This is a genomic window from uncultured Pseudomonas sp., from assembly GCF_913777995.1.
Classification (GTDB): domain Bacteria; phylum Pseudomonadota; class Gammaproteobacteria; order Pseudomonadales; family Pseudomonadaceae; genus Aquipseudomonas.
Window position 1 is genome coordinate 142,508 of sequence record NZ_CAJYVE010000034.1, and the last position, 20,810, is coordinate 163,317.

Consider the following 20,810-nt stretch of genomic DNA (forward strand, 5'->3'; position numbering starts at 1 on the left):
AGGTCGTGACCCTGGCTTAGCCGCAATACTGGTCAGTTAGTCGTTATGTGGCTTTGTGGGAGCTTGCTCGCGAAGGCGGCGTCACGTTCACAGCAAACTCAGAGACTTTGCCAGCTTTTCGCGAGCAAGCTCGCTCCCACGAGCCAGAGCGCGCCTAACTGACCAGTATTGGACTTAGCCGCAAGACCGGCCTGCCAGCGCCCCCTCGCGCCTACAGGCGCCTGGTAGCCGGCTCGCAATCAGGCCTGGCCGCCAAACACGTCGCTCAGGTGCTGCTCGTAACGTTGCACGTCGGCTTCGATGTTCGGGCGTTTCATCACGTCCACCGCCAGGAAGGTCGGCAGCGGCTGCATGCCGAGGAACTGGTTGGCCTTGTGGAACGGGAAGTACACCGCGTCCACGCCCTTGGCTTCGAAGAAATCGGTAGGGTCGTCGAACGCCTGTTGCGGGGCGTTCCAGGTCAGCGACAACATGTAGCGCTTGCCGTGCAACAGGCCGCCACTGCCGTATTTCTGCGAAGCGTCGGAGCGGGTGCGGCCATCGTTGGCGTACAGGCTGCCGTGGCCTTCGGTGAACACTTCGTCGATGTACTTCTTCACCGTCCAGGGTGCGCCCATCCACCAGCCGGGCATCTGCCACACCACCACATCGGCCCAGAGGATCTTCTGCACTTCCTCGGCCACGTCGTAGCCGCCGTCGATGAAGGATTCCTTCACGTCGAAACCGGCGCGGTCCATGTGCGCCACGGCGGTTTCGTGCAGGGTGGCGTTGTAGCGGCCGTTGGAATGGGCGAAGGCTTTGCCGCCATTGATGAACAGGATCTTTTGCATGTGAATGACCTCGGTCTGTCTGCCCGCCTGCGGGCGTCGATAAGCAATGGGGCGCAGAGTAGACAGCCGAGCGCGGCGGACCAAGAGGACCGGCGGCAAATGACTTTTGAGCAATAGTCACGAATAGGCGCTTGATTAGTGAATTACCATTCAAGGCTTTCCTGATCTGGAGATCACCATGAGCGAACCTGTCAGCTTCATCCTCCACGCCTACACACGCCCGGAAAAATCCGCCGAATTCGAAGCGCTGTTCCGTGGTCACCTGGCTGCCAGCCGCCAGGAGCCGGGCTGCATCCAGTACCACATGCTGCGCGACCGTGAAGACCCGACCCTGTTCATCTTCTTCGAAACCTGGGCAAGCCAGGCCGACCTGGACGTGCACTCGGCGCTGCCGCACATGAAGGCGTTCTTCGAACAGCGCATGGACTACCTGACCCGCGACTTCGAATTTCGCTTCGTCAGCGCACTCAACCCTGCACCAGCAGATGCAGCCCCAACCCAGCCATACCGATGAAGAACACCCGCTTGAACAGCGCCGCGCTGATGCGCTGACGCAGCCATTGGCCGGCCAGCATGCCCAGCAGTGCGGGCAGCAGGGCCAGCCAGGACGCGCCCAGCTCGGCGCCCCCCAACGCGCCGTTACCGGCCAGCCCGGCCGCCAGCGCCAGGGTCGAGACGCTGAACGACAGGCCCAACGCCTGCACCAGTTGGTTACGCTCCAGGCCCAGCGCCTGCAGGTAAGGCACCGCCGGAATCACGAACACGCCGGTGGCCGAAGTCACCAAGCCGGTCAGCAAGCCACACAGCGGACCCAGCCAGTACTCGACACGCGCCGACACCCGCAGCGTCGGCATCGCCAGGCCGCTCAACGCATAGAGCAACAGTGCCGCGCCCAGTGCACGGGTCATCGCCGCGCCGCCGACATCCCCCAGCCACCAGGCACCGAGCAGGGTCCCGGCGGCGATCATCAGCAGCATCGGCCACAGGCGCTGCAACAGGGCTCGCAAGCCACCGCCGTTGGCCAGCTGCCAGATGTTGGTGACGGTAGACGGGATGATCAGCAGCGCCGCTGCCTGCGCCGGTGCCATGGCCAGGCCCAGCATGCCCATGGCCACGGTGGGCAGGCCCAGGCCGATCACCCCCTTGACCGTACCGGCCAGCAGGAAGGTGACGATCACCAGGGCACTCAAGCCCCAGCCCAGTTGCTGATAGAAATCGATGAGTGTGTTCATGGGGGTGAGCATGATCGAGTCGGCCGACATTGAAAATCTGCCATACACTCAGGCAGCCTTCGGCACAGACAGAGGCTGGTTCCCACAAGGTATCGACTGACCATGCATTTCGACCTCACCGACCTGCGGCTTTTCCTCAACATCCTGGAAACCGGCAATATCACCGCCGGCGCGCAGCGCAGCCACCTGTCGCTGGCCTCGGCCAGCGCCCGCGTGCGCGCCATGGAAGACTCGCTGCACAGCCCGTTGCTGCTGCGCGAACGGCGCGGGGTGATACCAACGCCAGCGGGCCAGGCACTGGGCCGGCATGCACGGCTGATCCTGCAGCAGGTCGAGCGCCTGCAGGACGACCTGGCCGACTACGCCCGAGGCTTCAAGGGTCAGGTGCGCCTGCTGTGCAACACTTCGACCCTCAGCGAGCACTTGCCCGAGCCACTGGCGGACTTTCTCGCCGAGCACCCGCATGTCGACATCGACCTGCAGGAGCAACCCAGCCTGCGCATTCTGCATGCGCTGCGCCACGGCAGCGCCGACCTGGGCATCATCACCGACGCGGTGGACGCCAGTGACCTGCAGACCCGCGCTTTTCGCGCCGACCCGTTGACCCTGCTGATTCCTCCAGGGCATCCGTTGCAGGCAAACGCCAGCCTTCGCTTCAGCCAGACCCTCGACCACGAGTTCGTTGCCCTGGCGGCCAGCAGCGCCCTGGGTATCTACCTGGAGGAGCAGGCCCTGCACAGCGGCAAGCGCCTGCGCATCCGCGTGCGCGCCGAGGGCTTCGATGGGGTGATGCGCATGGTCGCCCACGGCGCCGGGCTGGGCATCGTGCCGCAGGCGGCGGTGCGACGCTGGGCGGGAGCACGGACCTTCGAAGCCGTGCCTCTGGCGGATGCCTGGGCCAACCGCCAATTGCTGCTGTGCGCCAACGACTTCGCCGCCCTGCCCGGCTACGTCCGGCAACTGGTGGAGGCCCTGGCCGCTGCGGATGAACGCGCTGCCGGAGAATGACAGGTGGGAGCGGCTTTAGCCGCGAAAGCGCCAGGAAACTCACTGCATCTGTTATGAACAGGCGGTCACTTCGCGGCTGAAGCCGCTCCTACCCGGCCGCAAAACGCTTGATCGAACAGTATTGGCTTCAGCCGGGATGGCGGCCTGCTGCTCAATAGGCAGTCGTGGCGTGGTTACTTCGGCAGACAAAAAACGCTAGCTCTAAGACGTTTCCTACAGCCGTTTCGCTTTATTTCGAGGGGTATTTCCGAGAGAATCCAGAGCGCTTGCGTGGGCAAATTTCGGACACTAGGCTGCGTTCGTCGCTGAAAACCCAGCGATCGGGTTTAGCAGCCCGGTGAGATACGTGCGACACGCAAGCAGCCTGTCATGGCGGCTTCGCGTGGGGCACCCTTGGGTGCGCCGGTCTTTCGCATGTTCTCCCGGTCTGCTAACCCGCGTCGAAGCCGCCACCCTTGCTCGTTTAGCGGCGGGCAGGCGGTGGCCCAACCGAGTAACTTGCGATGAAGAAGATAGTCCCCGATCCACCCAGCCTCGAAGACTCCCTGGTGCATGTCCTCAACGTGCTGCGCAGCGCCGCAGCCACCGCCTACGAATGCGCCGACGGCCTCAGCGGCCAGCAGCGCGACCTGGCGTTTTCCACCCACCACCTGATCGAGCTGGCGCAGTCGCTGCTGAATCACACCCTCGATCGCCTGGACGCCTGACGCCCAGGCTGCCCGGAATTCAGGCTCGCTGCCACACGCGTTCGGCCATACTCGCGAACATCCGCAGACCGAGCCTGTCTCAATTCTCCCGTTTCCCTGCCCCAGGACGCCTCATGGACATTCCGGAAATCAAACGCCGCCTGGCCAGGCCAGCCACCCGATTCAGCGTCGGCGGTTTTCGCCCCACCTACGCGCGCGAGGAAAGCTGGTTGGGCCGGGTGTCGCTGTACCGCCCGGACGAAGACCTGCCGGTGAACAGGGCGGGCAAGACCCTGCACCCCTATGCGCAGTTCTACCTGCCCGCCCTGCCCTGGGTCAGCCCGATGCTCGACAGCGTGAAGGTGCTGACCCTGTTCGTCGCCTGGCCATTTCCGCGCCCCGAAGAAGACATGGGCGATAACTGGCTGATCCGCGAATACCGCGACCTCGACGAACTGGTGGAAAAGGACCTCTCGGCCCCGGATGCCTTCCTCAAGCCCTTCCCGCTCAGCGCCAGCCTGGTCGAGGAAGACTACCCGCTGTGGGATGGCGGCGGCGTGCCGCGGGCGGTGGAAGACGCCGTACTGGCGCTGGAGCACGCCGGCACCATCAGCTGCTACTACGACCTCACCACCCACTGCTACGAGCACAAGATCGGCGGCTACCCGTCGTTCTGCCAGTCTGGCATCGAGCCGCTGGATGACTACGAGTTCGTCTTCCAGATTTCCACCGACGACAAGATCCAGCTCAACGTGGTGGACAACGGCAGCCTGATGTTCTGGAAGCACAAGACCACCGGCGACTGGTTCCTGTACTACGACTTCTACTGAGGCCGGCGCGCCAGCAGGTATTCCACCACTGCCTGTTGATCGCCGACGAACTCGATGCGTTCGGCCTTGCTGTCGCGCTGGTAGGCGTACATCGGGTCGTAGTACTCGCGCAGCAGGCCCTCGATCCAGGCCCGGTGCAGGTCCACCGCGCCGCTGCGCCGCTGCTCGTCGAGCGCCGCCTGCATCAGCGCCAGCAGACGCTGGTGACGCTCGCCGCCCAGGCGCTTGCGAATGTTGTCCAGGCTCTGGCACAGGCGCTGGGCAAAGGCCTCGAAGCCTGTTTCGCCGTGCAGCGCGACGAACTCGGCGCACAGGTTGGTCACGTAGTCGCGCAGGATGCGCTCGACACGGCTGTCGAAGCGGTCCTCCAGCCACACCAGCGGGTACTGCTGCATACCCTGGTGCAGCTCCAGCGGCACGTTGCAGCTGCCGACGATGCGGCCCTCGTCTTCCAGCACGAACTGGCCGATGCCGGCGTGGCGCTTCTTGAGCAGGTCGATGGCCAGACGGTTCTCGAAGTCGATCTGGCTGGGCTGGCCGCTGGCGCGCTTGCCGAAGCTGGAACCGCGATGGTTGGCGTGGCCTTCCAGGTCGAGGTCGTTGGGCAGGTGCGCCAGCACGTCGGTCTTGCCGGTGCCGGTCATACCGCCCAGCACCACGAAATCGCACTCGCGCACCGTCGCCTGCAGGGTGTCGATGAGGAAGGTACGCATGGCCTTGTAGCCGCCGGTCACTCGCGGGTAGTCGACCCCGGCGTCCTTGAGCCACTGCTGGACGATCTGCGAACGCAGGCCGCCTCGGAAGCAGTACAGATAACCCTCGGGATGCGCCTCGGCGAATGCCGCCCAGGCGGCCAGGCGCTGTTCCTTGATGACGCCGCTGACCAGCCGATGGCCCAGCTCGATGGCCGCCTGCTGGCCCTGCTGCTTGTAGCAGGTGCCCACGCGCTGGCGCTCGCTGTCGGTCATCAGTGGCAGGTTGACCACGCCGGGGAACGCGCCCTTGGTGAATTCAACCGGGGCGCGGGTGTCCATCATCGGCACGTCATTGAGGAACAGGCTTGCGTAATCACTGCAGTTGACTGCCATTACCGCACCTCGACCGCATGACGCTGTCGCTCGCCCAGGGTGCCGATGGGCGCCAGGTGCAGGCCCAGCTCGGCGGCTACGGCGAGGAACTCGGCCTGCCCGGCCGGGCTGACCGCCACCAGCAGCCCGCCGCTGGTCTGTGGGTCGCAGAGCAAGTGCCGCTGTTCCTCGCTGAGCGCGGCGATGCGCTCGCCGTAGCTGTCGAAGTTGCGCTGCGTGCCGCCCGGCACACAGCCCTCGGCCAGGTAGTGCTCCACGCCCGGCAGGCGCGGTACGGCGGCGTAGTCGAGCTGCGCGGTCAGGCCGGCGCCGTCGGCCATCTCCACCAAGTGGCCGAGCAGACCGAAGCCGGTCACGTCGGTCATGGCGGTGACCCCGGCCAGTTTGCCGAAGCGGCTACCGGGCTTGTTCAAGGTGCACATCCAGTCGCGGGCCAGGCCCACATCCTGTTCGCGCAGCCTGGCCTTTTTCTCGGCGGTGGTGAGGATGCCGATGCCCAGCGGCTTGGTCAGGTACAGGGTATCGCCGACCTGGGCGGTGTCGTTACGCTTCATGTGCTGGCGATCGACCACGCCGGTCACCGCCAGGCCGAAAATCGGCTCCGGGGCGTCGATGGAATGCCCGCCGGCCAATGGGATACCGGCGGCATCGCACACCGCCCGGCCACCCCGAATCACTTCGCGAGCCACTTCAGGGGGCAGCAGGTTGACCGGCCAGCCGAGAATGGCGATGGCCATCAACGGGTCGCCGCCCATCGCATAGATGTCACTGATCGCATTGGTGGCGGCAATGCGCCCGAAGTCGAACGGGTCATCGACGATGGGCATGAAAAAATCGGTGGTCGAGACCACGCCGCGTTGCTCGTCGAGGGCATACACGGCGGCATCATCGCGCGAGGCGTTACCCACCCACAAGCGCGGGTCGAGGTTCTGCGCGCCGCTGCCGGCGAGGATCACCTCCAGCACCTTGGGCGAAATCTTGCAGCCGCAGCCGGCACCATGGCTGTATTGGGTCAGACGGATCGGCTCGTTCATCGCAAGGTTCTCGCACAGAGAGGAAACAGGGGGGCGAGTCTAGCAAAAGCCGCCAGGCACTGGCAGGAAGCTGCCAAGGGTCGGCACAGGGCCAGCCACTTCACCTATAATCGCGCCTCGTGCATTCATGCAGCACCGCTGCATCCACCGGAGACGTCCCCCCATGTTCAAGCGCACCCTGGCGCTGGCCGCCGGCATCGCCCTGGCCTGTTCCGCCCTCACCAGCTTCGCCTCCGACACCTTGCGGGTCTCGGCCATCCCCGACGAAGCGCCCACCGAGCTGTTGCGCAAGTTCAAGCCTCTGGGGGCTTACCTGGAACAGAAGCTGAACATGAAGGTCGAGTTCGTGCCGGTGGCCGACTACCCGGCGGTGGTCGAGGCGATGGCCACCGATCGCCTGGACCTGGCCTGGCTGGGCGGTTTCACCTTCGTGCAGCTCAACCTCAAGACCGGCAACGCCGTACCGCTGGTGCAGCGCGAACAGGACGCGCGCTTCACCAGCAAATTCATCACCAGCGACCCCAACGTGAAGTCGCTGGCCGACCTCAAGGGCAAGACCTTCGCCTTCGGCTCGATCTCCTCCACCTCCGGCAGCCTGATGCCGCGTTATTTCATGCTGCAGGAGCAGATCAAGCCGGAAACCTATTTCAGCCGCGTGGCCTACTCCGGTGCGCATGACGCCACCGCCGCCTGGGTGCAGGCCGGCAAGGTCGACGCCGGGGTGCTGAACGCCAGCGTGTGGGACAAGCTGGTGGCCAACGGCAAGGTCGACACCAACAAGGTGCACGTATTCGCCACCACCCCGACCTACTTCGACTACAACTGGACCGTGCGCGGCACCCTCGACCCGACCCTGGCCGCCAAGATCAAACAGGCCTTCCTCGACCTCGACCCGGCCAAGCCGGAAGACAAGGCCATTCTCGACCTGCAGGCGGCCAGCCGCTTCATCGAAACCCGCCCGGAGAACTACAAGAGCCTCGAAGAGGCCGCCCGCTCCGCCGACCTGCTGAAATGACCCTGCGCCTGTCCGCCGTCAGCCTGCGCCATGCCAATGGCACGCAGGCGCTGCGCGACATCGATCTGGTCATCGGGCGCGGCGAGCAGGTGGCGATCATCGGCCCGTCCGGTGCCGGCAAGTCCAGCCTGCTCAACCTGCTGGCCACCGCGCTGCAGCCCAGCCAGGGCCAGTTGCAGGTACTCGATACCGCCCCCTGGCAGCTGTCGCCGCGCTTGCGCCAGCGCCTGCGCGCGCACATCGGGTTGATTCACCAGAGCCCGCCCCTGCCGCCGCGCCAGCGCGTGGTCACCGCGGTGCTGGCCGGACGTCTGGGGCAATGGGGGCTGGCCAAGAGCCTGCTCAACCTAGTGCGCCCACTGGATATCTCCGGCGCACGCCGGGAACTGGCGCGCCTGGACCTCGGCGAACGCCTCTTCGACCGCTGCCAGCAGCTGTCTGGCGGCCAGTTGCAGCGTGTCGGCATCGCCCGGGCGCTGTACCAGGCACCGCAACTGCTGCTGGCCGACGAGCCGGTGAGCGCCATGGACCCGCGCCTGGCCGAGCATACCCTCGGCCTGCTGGGTCGGTATGCCGCCGAGCAGCAGGTCACGCTGGTGGTCAGCCTGCATGCCGTGGAGCTGGCCCTGGCGCACTTTCCGCGGATCATCGGGGTGCGTGAAGGCCGCGTGCTGTTCGACCTGCCGGCCGCCGCCGTAGACCGTCAACGCCTCGATGCCCTGTACGCCAACGAACAACTGGGCAATACCCCGCCTGCCGCACCGCAGGCCAACTGGGCACCGCGATGCTGAGCACGCCGCACCGCGACCCGGCTGCGCTGCCGCGCCTGTTGCTGACCCTGCTGGCCTTGCTGCTGATCTGGCCGGGCATCCGCCTGGCAGAGTTGAATCCGGCGGTGCTGCTGCAAGCGGACAACCTGCGCACCATGGGCGGCTTCGTCGGCGACTTCTGGCCGCCGGCTCACGACTGCGACTTTCTCACCCTGTTGCTCAATGCCACCTTGCAGACCCTGGCCATCGCCACTGCCGGCATGGCCCTGGCGCTGCTGCTGGCGGTACCGGCCAGCCTGTTGGCCAGCCAAGCCCTGTCGCTTTCCGCCGCCGCCCAGGGCCGCCCGCGAATGCTCGGGCAGTGGGTGCGCTGGCCAGTTCGTGGCCTGTTGATTTTCCTGCGCAGCGTGCCAGAGATCGTCTGGGCCTTGCTGTTCGTGCGCGGCGTGGGCCTGGGCCCGACTGCCGGGGTGCTGGCCATTGCCATCACCTATGCCGGCATGCTCGGCAAGGTCTATGCGGAAATCTACGAATCGGTGGAGCAGCGCCCAGCCCAGGCGCTGATGCAGTCCGGCGCCGGACGGCTGAGTGCCTGGCTGTACGGCATTCTGCCCAACGCTGCCGCCGAGCTGACCTCCTACACGGTGTATCGCTGGGAATGTGCGGTGCGCGCCTCGGTGGTGATGGGCTTCGTCGGGGCCGGCGGCCTGGGCCAGCAGATCGATGTGTCGATGCGCATGTTCGCCGGGGCGGAAGTGGCCAGCATGCTGCTCACCTTTCTGCTCCTGGTGCTGCTGGCCGATCAGCTCAGCCGTGTGCTGCGCGGGAGGTTCACATGAGAGGCCCGGTCAATGGCCTGATCCTGCTGGCGGTACTGCTGGCCGTGGTGGCGTCCTTCGCCTACCTGCAACTGGACCTGGGAGACGCACACAGCCTGGGGCAGATGGGCAGCTATGCGCAGCGTTTTCTGCAGCCAGACTTCAGCGCGCCTCACCTGCAAGCCATCGGTCACGGCATGCTGGAAACCCTGGCGATGTCCGCCCTCGGCACGCTGCTGGCGGCGCTGGCTGGTCTGCTGCTGGCCATTCCGGCTGCCGGGCGCCTGGGCTGGCCCCTGCACGCGGCAAGCCGCCTGCTGCTCAACGCCCTGCGGGCGATTCCGGAACTGGTCTGGGCGGTGCTGATGGTTCTGGCTGCGGGTCTGGGGCCGAATGCCGGGACCCTGGCACTGGCGCTGCATACCACCGGCGTACTCGGCCGGCTGTTCGCCGAAGCACTGGAAAACACTCCAGCGGCGCCCGCTGCGGCAATCCGCCTGCAAGGTGCCAGTGCCTGGCTGGCGTTCTGTTACGGCACGCTGCCCAACCTCTGGCCGCAGCTACTGGCTTACATCCTGTACCGCTGGGAGAACAACATTCGCATGGCCAGCGTGCTGGGCTTCGTCGGCGCGGGCGGGCTGGGGCAGATGCTGTACGTCAGCCTCAGCCTGTTTCAGGAAGCCCGCGCTGCAACAGTGATCATCGCCATGCTCGGCCTGGTACTGGCGGTGGACGCCTTCAGCGCCTGGAGCCGCCAGCGCTGGCTGCGCCGCTGAGCGCTCAGCGCCGGCTCAGCGCCAGGCGCGCGGCGAACGCCATGAAGATCACCCCGGTGGTACGGTCCATCCAGCGGATCACCGCCGGGCGCCGCAGCACGCCGGCCAACGGCCGGGTGGCGCCGATCAGCGCCAGCGACCAGCTCAGCCCCAGCACCACATGAATGCCCACCAGGCCGAAGGTCCAGCTCACCAGCGGCGCGCCCTGGGGAATGAATTGCGGCAGGAACGACACGTAGAACACGCCGATCTTGGGATTCAGCAGGTTGCCCAGCAGCCCCTTGAGAAACCAGTTGGTGGTCTTGCCGCCCGCTTCAGCCGAAGCGGCGATCTGCGTGCGTGGCCGCAACAGCATGTTCAGCCCCAGCCAGCACAGGTAGGCCGCGCCGCAGTACTTGAGCAGGTTGTAGGCCAGCTCCGATACGGCCAGCAGCGCGCCCAGGCCGAACGCCACCGCCGCGCCCCACAGCAGACACCCGGCATTGATGCCCAGTGCCGCCCGCAACGCCTGGGCACGCCCTTCCACCGCGGCGGTACGCAGCACCAGCGCGGTGTCCAGGCCAGGCGTGACGGTCAGTAGAGTAGCGGCAAGGGTGAAAGCGAGCAGGTTATCGGCAATGGACATGCAAAACGTCTCGGCGGGAGGGAAGTGGCGGGGAGATTAACATGCCCCAGGTCGCTGACAGCACCTGGCCTCTTAGGGCCAGCCGCCAGCCCTACAACCCGCCAGTCGCCTGCACCCCGAAGCCCGCCGCAGTCAGCAGCGACAACGGCAACAGCAGGGTGTCGAGCAAGGCGCTGGCCGGCAGGTCCAGCGCCGGGTAGCGCGGCGCTGGACCTGCCGGCCAGCGCCGGGTAGCGCGGCGCTTCGGCGCCGAAGTGGTCGGCCGGACAACAACCACCCTGCAGCGCATAGAGGTCCAGACGGGTGCCGGCGTAGACCACCGGCGCGCCCGGCTGGGCCGCGTTCAAGGTGCCGACCGTGGCACAGCCGCCCAGGTTGAGCAGCAGTACCAGCAGCAGCCCAGGCTTATTCATCGCTGACCATATGGTGCTCGCCCCAGCGCGGCAGCATGTCCTGCGGGATGTTGAGCAGGTTGAGGATTCGCGCCACCACGAAGTCGACCAGGTCGTCGATGGTCTGCGGCTGGTGGTAGAAGCCTGGCGAGGCCGGCAGGATCACCGCACCCATGTTCGACAGCTTGAGCATGTTCTCCAGGTGGATGCTGGAGTACGGCGCCTCGCGCGGCACCAGGATCAACTGGCGACGTTCCTTGAGGGTCACGTCGGCGGCGCGTTCGATCAGGTTGTTGCAGGCGCCGCTGGCGATGGCCGAGAGGCTGCCGGTGGAACAGGGCACCACCACCATGGCACCGGGTGCGCCGGAGCCGGAGGCCACCGGCGACATCCAGTCGTCACGCCCGTACACACGAATCTGCCCGGCTTCGGCACCGGTGTACTCGGTGAGGAAGGTCTGCATCATCGCCGGCTTGGGCGGCAGGCGCACGTCGGTCTCGGTGGCCATGACCAGTTGCGCGGCCTTGGAGATCAGGAAGTGCACTTCGCGGTCTTCACGCACCAGGCAGTCGAGCAGGCGCAAGGCGTATTGCGCCCCGGAGGCGCCGGTCACCGCCAGGGTGATGCGCTCCGGGCCGCTCATTGCAGGGCCTCGGCCAGCTTGCCGTGCAGGCCGCCGAAGCCGCCATTGCTCATGATCACTACATGGGTGCCGGGCTGGGCCTGGCTCTTGACCCGCGCAATGATCGCCTCCAGCGAGTCACAGACCACCGCTGGCACCGGGCATTGCGCCGCCGTGGCGCCGAGGTCCCAGCCGAGGTTCGGCGGCGCGTACCACACCACCTGGTCGGCCTGCTGCACGCTTTCGGGCAGGCCGTCACGGTGGGCGCCGAGCTTCATGGAGTTGGAGCGCGGCTCGATGACCGCGATGATCGGGGCATCACCGACCTTCTTGCGCAGCCCATCGAGGGTCGTGGCAATGGCGGTCGGGTGGTGGGCGAAGTCGTCGTAGAGGGTGATGCCCTGTACTTCGGCGACCACTTCCATGCGCCGCTTGACGCTCTTGAACGCGCTCAGCGCCTGCACGCCCTGGGCCGGCAGCACACCCACATGGCGTGCGGCAGCCAGGGTCGCCAGGGCGTTGGCGACGTTGTGCTGGCCGGTCAGCGCCCATTCCACGGTGCCTTGCACCTCGCCGTCGAACAGCACTTCGAAGCGCGAGCCGTCGTCACGCAGCAGCCGCGCCTGCCACTGGCCGCCTTCACCGGTGGTCTGCACCGGGGTCCAGCAGCCCATGTCCAGCACGCGCTGCAGGGCGGTCTCGGTGGTCGGGTGAATCACCAGGCCTTCGCTGGGGATGGTACGCACCAGGTGATGGAACTGCCGCTCGATGGCCGCCAGGTCGGGGAAAATGTCGGCGTGGTCGAATTCGAGGTTGTTGAGAATGGCCGTGCGCGGACGGTAGTGGACGAACTTCGAGCGTTTGTCGAAGAACGCGCTGTCGTACTCGTCGGCCTCGACCACGAAGAACGGTGTGCCGCCCAGGCGCGCCGACACGGTGAAGTTCTGCGGAATGCCACCGATCAGGAAGCCCGGCGCCATGCCGGCGTGCTCCAGCACCCAGGCCAGCATGCTGCTGGTGGTGGTCTTGCCGTGGGTGCCGGCCACTGCCAGGACCCAGCGGCCTTGCAGCACGTGGTCGGCCAGCCACTGCGGACCGGACACATAAGGCAGGCCACGGTTGAGCACGTGCTCCACCGCCGGGTTGCCACGCGCCAGGGCGTTGCCGATCACCACCAGGTCCGGAGCCGGGTCCAGCTGCGCCGGGTCGTAGCCCTGGGTCAGTTCGATGCCCTGTGCCTGCAACTGGGTGCTCATCGGTGGATAGACATTGGCGTCGGAACCGGTCACCCGATGCCCCAGCTCCTTGGCGAGGACCGCCAGCGAGCCCATGAACGTGCCGCAGATACCAAGAATATGAATATGCATGACCACCTCTTAAATCATCCGCGCAGGGTAGCCCACACACGCTGAAACCGCACCCGGTGTTTGTCGGCACGTTCGACCGGTTCTACGCCTAAAGTTCAGCTCACCCGGCACGCCTTTATGGCCTACGCTTGGGGACTGATTGACTGAAACCCACAATAAGAACCCGCTCAGGAGGCAACACCATGCGTTACGCTCATCCCGGTACCGAAGGCGCCATCGTCAGCTTCAAGGAGCGCTATGGTAACTACATCGGCGGCGAGTTCGTGCCGCCGGTCAAGGGTCAGTACTTCACCACCACTTCGCCGGTGAACGGCAAGCCGATCGCCGAGTTCCCCCGCTCCACGGCCGAAGACGTCGACAAGGCCCTGGATGCCGCCCACGCCGCTGCCGAGGCCTGGGGCAAGACCAGCGCCCAGGCCCGCGCCCTGGTGCTGCTGAAGATCGCCGACCGCATCGAAGCCAACCTGGAAACCCTGGCCCTCACCGAGACCTGGGACAACGGCAAGGCGATTCGTGAAACCTTGAATGCCGACATTCCGCTGGCCGCCGACCACTTCCGCTATTTCGCCGGCGCCCTGCGCGCCCAGGAAGGCAGCGCCGCCGAGATCGACGCCGGCACCGTGGCCTATCACATCCACGAGCCACTGGGCGTGGTCGGGCAGATCATCCCGTGGAACTTCCCAATCCTCATGGCCGCCTGGAAGCTCGCCCCGGCCCTGGCCGCCGGCAACGCCATCGTGCTCAAGCCCGCCGAACAGACCCCGCTGGGCATCACCGTACTGGTCGAACTGATCGGCGACCTGCTGCCGCCCGGCGTGCTGAACATCGTCCAGGGCTTCGGCCGCGAGGCCGGTGAGGCCCTGGCCAGCAGCAAACGCATCGCCAAGATCGCCTTCACCGGCTCTACGCCGGTGGGCTCGCACATCATGAAACTGGCCGCCGAGAACATCATCCCCAGCACCGTGGAGCTGGGCGGCAAGAGCCCGAACATCTTCTTCGAAGACATCATGAACGCCGAGCCGGCGTTCATCGAAAAGGCCGCCGAGGGCCTGGTGCTGGCGTTCTTCAACCAGGGTGAGGTATGCACCTGCCCGTCCCGCGCCCTGGTGCAGGAATCCATCTACCCGCAGTTCATGCAGGCGGTGATGAAGAAGATCCAGCAGATCAAGCGCGGCGACCCGCTGGACACCGACACCATGGTCGGCGCCCAGGCTTCGCAGCAGCAGTTCGACAAGATCCTTTCGTACCTCGACATCGCCCAGGAAGAGGGCGCCGAGCTGCTCACCGGCGGCAAGGTGGAAGCCCTGCAAGGCGACCTGGCGACCGGCTACTACATCCAGCCGACGCTGCTTAAAGGCCACAACAAGATGCGCGTGTTCCAGGAAGAGATCTTCGGCCCGGTCGTGAGCATCACCACCTTCAAGGACGAAGCCGAAGCCCTGGCCATCGCCAACGACACCGAGTTCGGCCTGGGTGCCGGGGTGTGGACCCGCGACATCAACCGCGCCTGGCGCATGGGGCGCGGCATCAAGGCCGGTCGCGTGTGGACCAACTGCTACCACCTGTACCCGGCGCACGCGGCGTTCGGCGGCTACAAGAAGTCCGGCGTGGGCCGTGAAACCCACAAGATGATGCTCGACCACTACCAGCAGACCAAGAACCTGCTGGTGAGCTACGACATCAACCCGCTGGGCTTCTTCTAAACGCCGGCGGCGCCTGCAGGACCGGTTTGAGCCGGGAATGAAGCCGTTCGCGGCTCAAGCCGATCCTGCAGCATGCCCCCCGGCCACACACTTATCGCTGAGGGGGCATTTCGCCCGGCGCCTCGCCCCGGTTACCAGGGTCTCCTATCATCAATCCCAGCTTTAGATTGCGCTTTCTAAACCGGGGCCGCAGCATCGGCACTGTCTGTGCGCACCAGCCCATACTGAAGTTGAGGCCCAACCATGCGGATCATCAAAGCCACGCTCGACCATCTGGACCAGCTCACGCCGCTGTTCGTCAAATACCGTGAGTTCTATGGCGAACTGCCCTACCCGGACTCTTCGCGCGACTTCCTGGAAAAACGCCTGCGCCGCGACGAGTCGGTCATCTACCTGGCGGTATCGGACGACGATGAAGGCCGCCTGCTCGGTTTCTGCCAGCTGTACCCCAGCTTCTCTTCGCTGTCGCTCAAGCGCGTGTGGATCCTCAATGACATCTACGTCGCCGAAGACGCCCGCCGCCAGTTGGTCGCCGACCACCTGATGAAACACGCCAAGAAGATGGCCAAGGAGACCCAGGCCGTGCGCATGCGGGTGTCGACCAGCATCAGCAACGAGGTCGCCCAGAAAGTCTACGAGTCCATCGGCTTCAAGGAAGACAGCCAGTTCAAGAACTACGTCCTGCCCATCAGCGAAAGCTGACAGCCTACAGGCTGTGGCGGCGGCTGCCCGCTGTCGCAGCCTGCCCTGCGCTTTGCATCAATCTGTAACCTGTCGCCACACCTGCTCGCACCCGCTGGCTCAGTTCTGGCTCTATAATGCCGCGCGTCTGTCTTTGATCGCGTCTTGGGTTTTGTACGAAAAGTCGGCGAGCGAAGGCCAGGCAAGGCCAGAACAGGCGAGGAACGGTCGGAGTCGCGGGCAACTTTACTGCAGTAAATGAGCATTCCGACCGGTTTTTCAACGCAGCATGGCCGAGCGCAGACACATTTCATACAAAACCTAGAGATCGGCTGTAAAACCATGCTGACAGTTCAGGTACCTCAATGGATTTCAACCCGTTCGACCTCATTCTGCACCTCGATGCCTACCTGGAAGTACTGGTAGCCAACTACGGCGTCTGGATCTACGCGATCCTCTTCGCGGTCATCTTCTGCGAAACGGGGCTGGTGATCTTCCCCTTCCTGCCCGGCGACTCGCTGCTGTTCATCGCCGGTGCGGTGGCTGCCGGCGGCGGCATGGACCCGGTGCTGCTGGGGGGGCTGCTGATGCTCGCGGCGATCATGGGTGACAGCACCAATTACGTGATCGGCCGAACCATGGGCGAGAAGCTGTTCACCAACCCGAACTCGAAAGTCTTCCGCCGCGACTATCTGGCCAAGACCCACCTGTTCTACGAGCGGCATGGCGGCAAGACCGTGACCATGGCGCGTTTCCTGCCGATCTTCCGTACCTTCGCGCCCTTCGTCGCCGGTATCGCGCACATGCCCTATCTGCGCTTCTTCGGTTTCAGCGTGCTGGGCTCGGTGGTCTGGGTCGGCAGCCTGGTGACCCTGGGCTACTACTTCGGCAACGTGCCGTTCATCAAGAAACACCTGACCCTCGGCGTGCTGGTGATCATCCTGCTGTCGCTGCTGCCGATGATCATCGGCCTGCTGCGCACCCGCTTCACGCGCTCGGCGGACGCCCGCTGAGCGATGGGGTGGTTCGCCAACTGGCGTCGTCAACGCACCCTGCGCCGCAACCCGGTACCCGACGGCCTCTGGCAGCGGGTGCTGGAACGCCTGCCGCTGCTCGATGGGCTGGATGATGCGCAACTGGCCTGGCTGCGCGACGCCAGCGTGCTGTTCCTGCAGGCCAAGCACCTGACCACCCTGCCCGGCGTGGTGCTGGATGACGAGCAGCGCCTGCTGCTGGCCGCCCAGGCGCAGTTGCCGTTGCTGGCCCTTGGCGACCTGGACTGGTACCGCGGTTTCCATGAGCTGGTGATCTACCCCGACGACTTCCTCAGCCCGCAGCGCTACCGCGATGCCAGCGGCGTGGAGCATCAGTACGATGCCGAGCACAGTGGCGAGGCCTGGTACCAGGGTCCGGTGATCCTCGCCTGGGCCGGCGTGGAAGCCGGCGGCGGCTGGGAAGCCTACAACCTGGTGATCCACGAGCTGGCGCACAAGCTCGACATGCTCAACGGCGACGCCAACGGCCTGCCGCCGCTGCACCGCGACATGCGCGTCAGCGATTGGGCCAGCGCCATGCAGGGCGCCTTCGACGACATGAACCGCCAGCTCGATGCCGACCCCGACGCCGAAACCGCCATCGACCCCTACGCTGCGGAAAACCCGGCGGAGTTCTTCGCCGTCACCAGCGAGTATTTCTTCACCGCACCGGACCTGCTGCACCAGGCCTACCCGGCGGTCTACGCGCAGTTGCAGCTGTTCTACCGCCAGGACCCACTGGCCCGCCTGCTCCACTTGCAGGCCCACCACACGGCCTACCAGCCAGAGGCTGCCAGCTGACATCAGCGGCAACGCCGGTGAGCTGGATGCATGGCGGCTAACGCCAATACTGGTCAGTTAAGAGCTCTTTGGCTTTTGCGAACAGGTCAGCAAACCCAATGCATCTGCTGTGAACGTGACGCCGCCTTCGCGAGCAAGCTCGCTCCCACGGTCTAACTGACCAGTATTGGCTTTAGCCGCGAAGCGACCGCCTGTTCACAACAGATGCAGTGAATTTCCTGGCGCTTTCGCGGCTAAAGCCGCTCCCACCGAGCCCCATAACGACTAACTGACCAGTATCGCGGCTAACGCGGGCCAAGCAGACTGAACGGCCACCGCGACGGCACATTCGCAGCTTTCCGAGGTCTATTCGCGGCCAAGGGCGCTCACTGCCCCGGTAAACCATGACGCCTGCACGCACCGCCTGGCGCCTGGAGGCCCGCGCATGGCAACGCCAAGTGAATATGCCTATAATCCGGGCCACTTTTTGGCGGTGAGCGCCAAACTCTGTCTGTTCAACCACGGGGACATTGTCCAATGAGCTACAGCAAGATTCCGGCTGGCAAAGACGTGCCAAACGACATCTACGTCGCGATCGAGATCCCGGCCAACCACGCGCCGATCAAATACGAAATCGACAAGGACTCCGACACCCTGTTCGTTGACCGTTTCATGGCCACCCCGATGTTCTACCCGGCCAACTACGGTTTCATCCCCAACACCCTGGCTGACGACGGCGACCCGCTGGACGTGCTGGTGGTCACCCCTTACCCAGTCGCGCCAGGCTCGGTCATCCGTGCCCGTCCGGTCGGCATCCTGCACATGACCGACGACGGCGGTGGCGATGCCAAGGTGATCGCGGTTCCTCACGACAAGCTGAGCCAGCTGTACGTCGACGTGAAGGAATACACCGACCTGCCAGCCCTGCTGCTGGAGCAGATCAAGCACTTCTTCGAGAACTACAAGGATCTCGAGAAAGGCAAGTGGGTCAAGATCGAAGGCTGGGGCAACGCAGACGCCGCCCGCGCCGAGATCAAGAAGTCGGTCGAGGCCTTCAAGGGCTGATCGCGCTTCATCCTGCCAAGCGCCCGCTTGGGCGCTTCGGCATCCCGCCCGAGGCCGTTCGGCCTGTTTAAAAATGTGTTTATCCCACCGCCCCGGTTAAACACAGCGCACGGCCAACCGCAGGCGGCGCGCAGCCCCTCCGCACTTCATGCCCTTCCTGAAAATGCAGGAAAACGCCTACAAAAACCACCCATCACTCACCAACCTCGCTAAACACCAGCGACTGGAAATGGCGCACATTTGAACGCATCGTTCATTTAAACGCCGCGCGGCCCCTCGTACACTCGGCGCCCATGAATACATCAGGTGATCGACTACGTACCCTCCTGCGCGAGTGTCATCTCTCCGCAACCGACTTCGCCGCCAACCGCAAGGTCACGCCCCAGCACGTGAACAACTGGTTCAAACGCGGTATTCCTATGGCGCGCCTCGAAGAGGTCGCCGAACTGCTCAGCGTCACGCCGCGCTGGCTGCGCACCGGCGAAGGCCCCAAGCACCCCAACGATGCCGTGGGCGAGCGCACCTCAGGCCAGGCCTCGCAGGCCGGCACGGGTGACAACCCGGACGTGGAAATCCAAGTGTTCAAGGAAGCGCAGGACGGCCACAACGCGTTGCAGGAAGTACCGGGCCGCAAGATCCGCCTGCCGCGCCAGGTGCTGGAAGAGATGAACATCGAACCGGAAGACGCGATCTGCCTGACCATGAAGGGCAACAGTATGGCCGAGCGCCTGCAGAACGGCTCGCTGCTGGGCATCGACCGCCGCACCACCCAAGTCATCGATGGCGAGATGTACGCCCTGGAACACGGCGGCCTGCTGCGCATTCGCTACCTGTATCGCCTGCCCAACGGCGGCCTGCGCCTGCGCAGCCACAATGGTCATGAGTACCCGGACGAATCCTTCAGCGCCGAACAGATCCACCAGCAATCAATACGTGTGCTGGGCTGGGTGTTCTGGTGGTCGACCCTCAACCAGCGCAAGACCCCGCCCGTGTTGCGCTGAATCGATGGATCCCGGCCTGTTGCAAAGCATTTCAAGGCTGGGCATCGGCGCTCAATCCCGGTATCCTGTGCGCCACTTCAGGCCGCGACGCCCCGCGCCACGGCCCTCGGCAGGGTCCACACGACCCCGCCGGATTCCAGACTGGCATTCCTTGCGAATGCACCTTTTGCAGGCGGTTACGGCTTACCAAAAATAAGTCAGAATCGTCGACGAGAAGCCGGCCACAAGCCGGCTTTTTAATTGTCCGAAATTCAGGCTGCAAAGCGCGGTCGAGCCAAGCGACACCTCCAACGAATTGGACAATGACTCACTCCTCGCCTGGTTCAGGCCCAATACTGTTCGCTCAAGCGGCATGTGACCCGGTGGGAGTGGCTTTAGCCGCGAAAGCGCCAGGAAATTCACTGCATCTGTTGTGAACAGGCGGTCGCTTCGCGGCTGAAGCCGCTCCTACCGGCCGCAAAGCGCTTAATCGAACTGTATTGGGTTGGGGCCACACAAGACGCAGGCGCTGAATAGTTCATATCTGGATTCAGCTATAGCGTTTCGAGCCGGACTTATCCTTCGAGCGTCAGACTAGTCAGATCAAATAATGGCGATCAGTGACGCGCTTATCGCTGGCATTACAAATGCGACTCAAAACGGTAAAGTATTGCCGCCCGCGAATTGGATCCGGGTCTCAACTTTAAGGAGCCGTCTTTGAAATACCTCAGCAAAACCATCCTGTCTGCGACCTGTGCTCTGATCTTGGCCGGCTGCACCGGCACCCCTATGAAAACTCAGCAGTACGAAAGCAATCAATACACCGTCATTGGCCATAGCGAAGCGAAAGCTACCGGTTTGATGCTATTTGGCCTGATCCCTATTCGTCAGAACGATCGGTTTGTTCGCGCGCAAAACGCTGCGATTCAGGCGAAGGGTGGCGACGCGCTGATTAATACCCAAGTTCAAGAAAAGTGGTTCTGGGCGTGGGTTCTGAACGGCTACACGACGACTGTTTCCGGTGACGTTATCAAGCTGAAAAACGCTCAATAACTTAGCGATCAGAAGCCCGATCCAAGTGGCTGGCACGTACGGTAGAGAACTATCTGCCGGCTACTCGGCAACACTGCGGCTAGGGTTGACGAGTTCGTGTAAGGCCGTCCTGAACGACGGCCTACATGCGAGTGGTAAAGACTCTAAGCCACGCTTTGTGCAGGCATTTCGATGGACGTGGTGACGCTCTGCGCCACTGGCTCAGCTTATCGGCCCAGCGATTCCTTGTAGTGCCCAGCCCGCACAATCCTCTAGATCGGGCTACTCGCCCTCCTTACCCATCCCGCCTCTCCTCCCAGCCCGCACCTCGCATATCCCCAAAACGAATAAAAAACAAAGAAAAAGATATTTTGAGAAATATCTGACAGCCATCATTCTCAGCGCACCAGACAACTGGAAATCCCATTTTCAAACCAGCCTT

22 protein-coding genes and 1 pseudogene are annotated in these 20,810 nt (G+C 64.4%); 15 read left to right on the top strand and 8 right to left on the bottom strand.

Going from position 1 to position 20,810, the window contains the following annotated elements; all coding sequences use genetic code 11:
* Positions 1 to 239 precede the first annotated feature (239 nt).
* Positions 240 to 830: an NAD(P)H-dependent oxidoreductase gene (locus QZ497_RS15060; protein WP_295476518.1), complete on the bottom strand. Its 591-nt coding sequence runs from the start codon at positions 828 to 830 to the stop codon at positions 240 to 242.
* A 178-nt stretch (positions 831 to 1,008) separates the two neighbouring features.
* Here QZ497_RS15060 and QZ497_RS15065 point away from each other — a divergent pair, with 178 nt between their 5' ends.
* Positions 1,009 to 1,344: a putative quinol monooxygenase gene (locus QZ497_RS15065; RefSeq protein ID WP_295476519.1), complete on the top strand. Its 336-nt coding sequence runs from the start codon at positions 1,009 to 1,011 to the stop codon at positions 1,342 to 1,344.
* Here the strand turns inward: QZ497_RS15065 and QZ497_RS15070 are convergent.
* Positions 1,298 to 2,062, bottom strand: coding sequence for a sulfite exporter TauE/SafE family protein (locus QZ497_RS15070; RefSeq protein ID WP_295476520.1), 765 nt, complete (start codon positions 2,060 to 2,062; stop codon positions 1,298 to 1,300). The genes QZ497_RS15065 and QZ497_RS15070 overlap by 47 nt on opposite strands.
* 102 nt (positions 2,063 to 2,164) lie before the next feature.
* Here QZ497_RS15070 and QZ497_RS15075 point away from each other — a divergent pair, with 102 nt between their 5' ends.
* The 3 genes from QZ497_RS15075 (at position 2,165) to QZ497_RS15085 (ending at position 4,586) form a co-directional block, all read left to right on the top strand.
* The gene (locus QZ497_RS15075) at positions 2,165 to 3,070 is read left to right on the top strand and encodes a LysR family transcriptional regulator (protein WP_295476521.1); all 906 of its coding nucleotides are present in this window, start codon (positions 2,165 to 2,167) and stop codon (positions 3,068 to 3,070) included.
* 503 nt (positions 3,071 to 3,573) lie between these two features.
* Complete coding sequence (locus QZ497_RS15080) at positions 3,574 to 3,777, top strand: DUF3077 domain-containing protein (RefSeq protein WP_295476522.1); 204 nt, start codon at positions 3,574 to 3,576, stop codon at positions 3,775 to 3,777.
* A 113-nt stretch (positions 3,778 to 3,890) separates the two neighbouring features.
* Positions 3,891 to 4,586, top strand: a complete 696-nt coding sequence (locus QZ497_RS15085) for a DUF1963 domain-containing protein (protein ID WP_295476523.1) — start codon at positions 3,891 to 3,893, stop codon at positions 4,584 to 4,586.
* On the opposite strand, the gene mnmH is transcribed toward QZ497_RS15085, so the two are convergent.
* Together mnmH and selD are read right to left on the bottom strand one after the other, a co-directional pair.
* Positions 4,580 to 5,674 (bottom strand): tRNA 2-selenouridine(34) synthase MnmH, encoded by a 1,095-nt coding sequence (gene mnmH, locus QZ497_RS15090; RefSeq protein WP_295476524.1) that lies wholly within the window; start codon positions 5,672 to 5,674, stop codon positions 4,580 to 4,582. The two genes, QZ497_RS15085 and mnmH, sit on opposite strands and share 7 nt — an antisense overlap.
* Complete coding sequence (selD, locus tag QZ497_RS15095) at positions 5,674 to 6,708, bottom strand: selenide, water dikinase SelD (protein ID WP_295476525.1); 1,035 nt, start codon at positions 6,706 to 6,708, stop codon at positions 5,674 to 5,676. The genes mnmH and selD overlap by 1 nt, the downstream gene beginning before the upstream one ends.
* A gap of 163 nt (positions 6,709 to 6,871) precedes the next feature.
* Between selD and QZ497_RS15100 the strand changes: the two genes are divergently transcribed.
* From QZ497_RS15100 to phnE, 4 genes are read left to right on the top strand one after another with little or no spacing between them, the layout of a single operon-like run.
* Positions 6,872 to 7,723: a putative selenate ABC transporter substrate-binding protein gene (locus tag QZ497_RS15100; RefSeq protein WP_295476526.1), complete on the top strand. Its 852-nt coding sequence runs from the start codon at positions 6,872 to 6,874 to the stop codon at positions 7,721 to 7,723.
* Complete coding sequence (locus tag QZ497_RS15105; protein ID WP_295476527.1) at positions 7,720 to 8,514, top strand: ATP-binding cassette domain-containing protein; 795 nt, start codon at positions 7,720 to 7,722, stop codon at positions 8,512 to 8,514. Before QZ497_RS15100 ends, QZ497_RS15105 begins: the two co-directional genes overlap by 4 nt.
* Positions 8,508 to 9,332 carry an ABC transporter permease gene (locus QZ497_RS15110; protein WP_295476528.1) on the top strand — a complete coding sequence of 275 codons (825 nt, stop codon included), beginning with the start codon at positions 8,508 to 8,510 and terminating at the stop codon, positions 9,330 to 9,332. Before QZ497_RS15105 ends, QZ497_RS15110 begins: the two co-directional genes overlap by 7 nt.
* Positions 9,329 to 10,087: a phosphonate ABC transporter, permease protein PhnE gene (gene phnE / locus QZ497_RS15115; RefSeq protein WP_295476529.1), complete on the top strand. Its 759-nt coding sequence runs from the start codon at positions 9,329 to 9,331 to the stop codon at positions 10,085 to 10,087. Before QZ497_RS15110 ends, phnE begins: the two co-directional genes overlap by 4 nt.
* A 4-nt stretch (positions 10,088 to 10,091) precedes the next feature.
* On the opposite strand, the gene QZ497_RS15120 is transcribed toward phnE, so the two are convergent.
* The 4 genes and pseudogenes from QZ497_RS15120 to mpl all read right to left on the bottom strand — a co-directional run bounded on the left by QZ497_RS15120 (position 10,092) and on the right by mpl (position 13,093).
* Positions 10,092 to 10,712, bottom strand: a complete 621-nt coding sequence (locus QZ497_RS15120; RefSeq protein WP_295476530.1) for a LysE family translocator — start codon at positions 10,710 to 10,712, stop codon at positions 10,092 to 10,094.
* Between the two features lie 91 nt (positions 10,713 to 10,803).
* A pseudogene (locus QZ497_RS15125) lies at positions 10,804 to 11,125 on the bottom strand (YceK/YidQ family lipoprotein).
* The gene (gene ubiX, locus QZ497_RS15130; RefSeq protein ID WP_295476531.1) at positions 11,118 to 11,747 is read right to left on the bottom strand and encodes a flavin prenyltransferase UbiX; all 630 of its coding nucleotides are present in this window, start codon (positions 11,745 to 11,747) and stop codon (positions 11,118 to 11,120) included. The pseudogene QZ497_RS15125 and the gene ubiX overlap by 8 nt, the downstream one beginning before the upstream one ends.
* The gene (gene mpl / locus QZ497_RS15135) at positions 11,744 to 13,093 is read right to left on the bottom strand and encodes a UDP-N-acetylmuramate:L-alanyl-gamma-D-glutamyl-meso-diaminopimelate ligase (RefSeq protein WP_295476532.1); all 1,350 of its coding nucleotides are present in this window, start codon (positions 13,091 to 13,093) and stop codon (positions 11,744 to 11,746) included. The genes ubiX and mpl overlap by 4 nt, the downstream gene beginning before the upstream one ends.
* Before the next feature lie 182 nt (positions 13,094 to 13,275).
* Between mpl and QZ497_RS15140 the strand changes: the two genes are divergently transcribed.
* From QZ497_RS15140 to QZ497_RS15170, 7 genes are all read left to right on the top strand, one after another.
* Positions 13,276 to 14,796: an aldehyde dehydrogenase family protein gene (locus QZ497_RS15140; RefSeq protein ID WP_295476533.1), complete on the top strand. Its 1,521-nt coding sequence runs from the start codon at positions 13,276 to 13,278 to the stop codon at positions 14,794 to 14,796.
* Positions 14,797 to 15,039: 243 nt separating this feature from the next.
* Complete coding sequence (locus tag QZ497_RS15145) at positions 15,040 to 15,498, top strand: GNAT family N-acetyltransferase (RefSeq protein WP_295476534.1); 459 nt, start codon at positions 15,040 to 15,042, stop codon at positions 15,496 to 15,498.
* A gap of 344 nt (positions 15,499 to 15,842) precedes the next feature.
* Positions 15,843 to 16,490, top strand: coding sequence for a DedA family protein (locus QZ497_RS15150; protein ID WP_295476535.1), 648 nt, complete (start codon positions 15,843 to 15,845; stop codon positions 16,488 to 16,490).
* A 3-nt stretch (positions 16,491 to 16,493) separates the two neighbouring features.
* Positions 16,494 to 17,312 (top strand): M90 family metallopeptidase, encoded by an 819-nt coding sequence (locus QZ497_RS15155; protein ID WP_295476536.1) that lies wholly within the window; start codon positions 16,494 to 16,496, stop codon positions 17,310 to 17,312.
* Positions 17,313 to 17,828: 516 nt separating this feature from the next.
* Positions 17,829 to 18,356, top strand: a complete 528-nt coding sequence (ppa, locus tag QZ497_RS15160) for an inorganic diphosphatase (RefSeq protein WP_295476537.1) — start codon at positions 17,829 to 17,831, stop codon at positions 18,354 to 18,356.
* Between the two features lie 293 nt (positions 18,357 to 18,649).
* The gene (locus QZ497_RS15165; RefSeq protein ID WP_295476538.1) at positions 18,650 to 19,357 is read left to right on the top strand and encodes a helix-turn-helix transcriptional regulator; all 708 of its coding nucleotides are present in this window, start codon (positions 18,650 to 18,652) and stop codon (positions 19,355 to 19,357) included.
* A gap of 696 nt (positions 19,358 to 20,053) precedes the next feature.
* Positions 20,054 to 20,389, top strand: coding sequence for a hypothetical protein (locus QZ497_RS15170; RefSeq protein WP_295476539.1), 336 nt, complete (start codon positions 20,054 to 20,056; stop codon positions 20,387 to 20,389).
* The last annotated feature ends 421 nt before the right edge of the window (positions 20,390 to 20,810 follow it).